Origin of the sequence: Methylorubrum zatmanii, assembly GCF_014845115.1 — a bacterium.
Lineage (GTDB): Bacteria > Pseudomonadota > Alphaproteobacteria > Rhizobiales > Beijerinckiaceae > Methylobacterium > Methylobacterium zatmanii.
Map to the genome: position 1 here is coordinate 1 of NZ_NKUI01000334.1, position 3022 is coordinate 3022.

Annotated in this window: 3 protein-coding genes; 1 reads left to right on the forward strand and 2 read right to left on the reverse strand. The window is 71.4% G+C overall.

Annotated features, from left to right (window positions below):
* The first annotated feature begins 40 nt into the window (after positions 1 to 40).
* The gene (locus MZTS_RS24460) at positions 41 to 1402 is read left to right on the forward strand and encodes a patatin-like phospholipase family protein (RefSeq protein ID WP_192285913.1); all 1362 of its coding nucleotides are present in this window, start codon (positions 41 to 43) and stop codon (positions 1400 to 1402) included.
* Positions 1403 to 1508: 106 nt separating this feature from the next.
* Here the strand turns inward: MZTS_RS24460 and MZTS_RS24465 are convergent, their stop codons facing one another.
* Positions 1509 to 2060, reverse strand: a complete 552-nt coding sequence (locus MZTS_RS24465) for a winged helix-turn-helix domain-containing protein (RefSeq protein WP_192285915.1) — start codon at positions 2058 to 2060, stop codon at positions 1509 to 1511.
* A gap of 399 nt (positions 2061 to 2459) precedes the next feature.
* The coding region (locus MZTS_RS24470; RefSeq protein ID WP_246482271.1) for a replication protein RepA at positions 2460 to 3022 on the reverse strand (563 nt) is incomplete at its 5' end.

Consider the following 3022-nt stretch of genomic DNA (forward strand, 5'->3'; position numbering starts at 1 on the left):
CCGAGGCGGGCTGTCGGACACCGTCGGGAGACGTGGGTCGATGCCGAGACTGTTCAGAGAACCGATTCCGAAACCGAACGCGCCCCGCGCCGGATCGGGCGGCGTTGCGGCCGCAGATTTGGCGCGACGGCGGGTGCGGATCATGCCCGGCCCCGTGAGCGGCCGGGCGCTGGCCGGGCTTCTCGTCGCGCTCAGCCTGTCGCAGGGGGCGCTGGCCGGGGAACGGGCGAAGGCACCCTCCACGGAGCGGCCGGACTACACCGCCGCCGAGATCGCGGCCGCCCGGCCCGAGGGCCTGCCGGCCTCGGTGCGGATCGCCGGCGACGACGTGACCGCGTTCCAGGCCCTGATCGACGGGGCCGCGCGGGCCTCCGACCCGTGGCTGGTGCTCTCGGGCGGGGGCGAGAACGGCGCCTTCGCCGCCGGCCTGCTGGCGGGCTGGGCCGAGCGCGGCGACCGGCCCGATTTCGGCGTCGTCACCGGCGTCTCGACGGGGGCCCTGATCGCTCCCTTCGCCTTCGCGGCACCGACCCTCGGGGCGAAGGCCGAGGCGGCGCTGAAGCAGAACTATACCGGGATCTCGGCCGCCGACGTGTTCGAGTTCGGCGGCACGCGGGATTCGCTCACCGATACCTGGCCGCTGAAGGATCGGATCGCGCGCGCGGTGACCCCCGCCCTGCTCAAGGCCGTGGCGGCCGAGCATGCCAAGGGCCGCCGCCTGCTGGTCGCCACCACTCAGATCGACAGCGAGCGGCCGAACCTGTGGGACATGGGCGCCATCGCCGCGCGGAACGCCGCGACCGGCGATCCCCGGGCGCTGGCCCTGTTCCGCTCCATCGTCCTCGCCTCCACGGCGGTGCCCGGCGTCTTCCCGCCGGTGGCGATCCCGGCGGAGGCCCAGGCCGGCCCCAAGACCCGCGCCATCGAGGAGCTGCACGACGACGGCGGGGCGATGGCCCCGTTCTATCTCGCGCCGGCGGCGGTTCTGGAGGGAGAGGCACGGCTGCACCTGCCGACCGACCGGGTCTATCTCGTGGTCAACAACCGCCTCGAACCGGAATTCCAGATGGCCTCCCGCACCACGCTCTCGGTGCTCGGCCGGACCATGTCGGCGGCGATCAAGGCGCAGACCCGCGCGGCGCTCGCCCTGACCAAGGCCTATGCCGGCCGTACCGGCCTGGACCTGCGGGTGGCGCTGATCGACGGGCGCTTCACCAAGACCTCGGAGCGGCCCTTCGACCAGCCCTACATGCAGGCCCTGTTCGCCCATGGCGAAGCCCTGGGGCGCGACGGCAGCGCCTTCGTCCAGACCGGCTCCGCCGTCCATTCCCCCGCCGCGGCGGGAGCCCGCGAGAATCGCCGGGCTTCCGAGGCCGCCGGCGCGGTCACGGCTTCGCGCTGAGGGAGGCGGCGGCGCGGGCGGGTCTCCTTCCGCCCGTTCCGCCAGAGGCACCGTTTCGACGCGCTCCCTTTCGCCGAACCGGCCTCCGCTTCGGCGAAAGGGCGCTCTATCCCCCGTCGGGATCGGCCGGCGCGTAGACGGCTTCGCCCAGGCGCTTCAGCGGACCGCCCGGGCCGGAGCGCTTCCACAGCCGCGTGTTGAGCGCCGCCACCGGATCCTGGCCCGGCAGGGAAAATCCCTGCTCCACCAGCCGCACCAGGATCTCGCTGGCATGGAGCGGCCGGCCCGCCTCTTCCAGCACGGCCAGGGACGCCTCGATCACCGCCCGGCCGTAGCGGCGGGCCAGCACCGTCTCCGACAGGCCGGCTTCCGGCTCCCCCGGTTCGACAATGGACGGCGCCGACCTGCCGCGCTCGCCGGCCGGCACGGGCGGAGCGGCGGTCGCGTCGACTGGCGCCGGCCGAGGGGGGACGGAGGCAGGGGGCACCGGCATGGGTTCGGCCCTGTCCGGCGGGGGGGCGGAAGGACCGGTCGGGCCGCCGAGGCGGCGGCCGAGTTCGAGATAGAGCAGGAGATCGGCGATCTGCCGTTCGATCGCGTCGCGCTGCCGGCGCAGCTCCTCGAGGCGCGCCAGGGCTTCAGCTTCCGACAGGACCATGAGGGAGCCTTCCGACCGCTTCTTCCGAAATGCGATATTCTATCGGAATGATCCGTGCCACAGAATGGAATGGAAAGCGAGCTTATTCCTTCCTTTTCTTCCATTCTGTACGAACGCCCCTTCTCTACGGCCTCCGCTTGATCGGAGCAGGTTCCGTATCGGCAAGCTCCCGCGGCGTTCGAGCGAAGCCCCATCCGCCCTGCCGAAGGGAACAACCGGATTGGGTATGAGGCGCAGGCGCTGGCCCGAGCGACGGAACATTCCGCCTGTGAAAGGGAATACCTCTCTCCCGGCTTCGCCTTGGAATAAACATTCCGTACAAAGCGATCGGCTTCACAAGGGAATAATCTCGCGGTGTAATATTCCATTCCCTCATGCTGAGGAGCCGCGCCCCCCGGATCAGGCGCGGGCCGCCGCGCGGGCGGTGCGCGCCGCCTTGGGCGGCACCAGCAGGCTGCCGGGATCGGCGGGATGGAGCAGCATGCCGCCCTCGTCGAGATCGATCCGCAGCCGCGGAAACACCTCCAGCAGGCCGGCGAGATCCGCCTTGAAGGCCTGGCGGAAGCTGCGCAGGCTGGCATTCTCCGCCCCGAACTGGCGGTGCAGGTTGTCCCAGGTGAGCCGCAGGGGCCGCTGCAAGGCGCGCAGGCGGTAGCCGGTCCAGAACAGCAGGTCGAGCTTGCGCGCCGAGCCGGAGAAGGCCCGCGCCGCGCGGATATCGACCGGCAGGGCGTGCTGGATCAGGCTGTCGTAGAAATCCTGGTGGAACGAGACCGTCCGTTGCCAGACCAAGCCGTCATCGCCGCGCCGCCAGAGTTCGAGTTGGCGGAACGGGGGCACGTTGAGGGTTGAGGCCTGCCCCTCCCCGTCCCACAGGCCGATCTGCATCGAGCAGGCGGCGAGGCGGTTGAGCTGTTCCTTGAAGGCGCCGATGGTGCCGCGCTCGCCGCCTGCTCGATGCA

Coding starts and splice junctions, on each gene's coding strand:
- MZTS_RS24465 (WP_192285915.1), bottom strand. CDS start 2,060: ATGGTCCTGTCGGAAGCTGAAGCCCTGGCGCGCCTCGAGGAGCTGCGC.
- MZTS_RS24460 (WP_192285913.1), top strand. CDS start 41: ATGCCGAGACTGTTCAGAGAACCGATTCCGAAACCGAACGCGCCCCGC.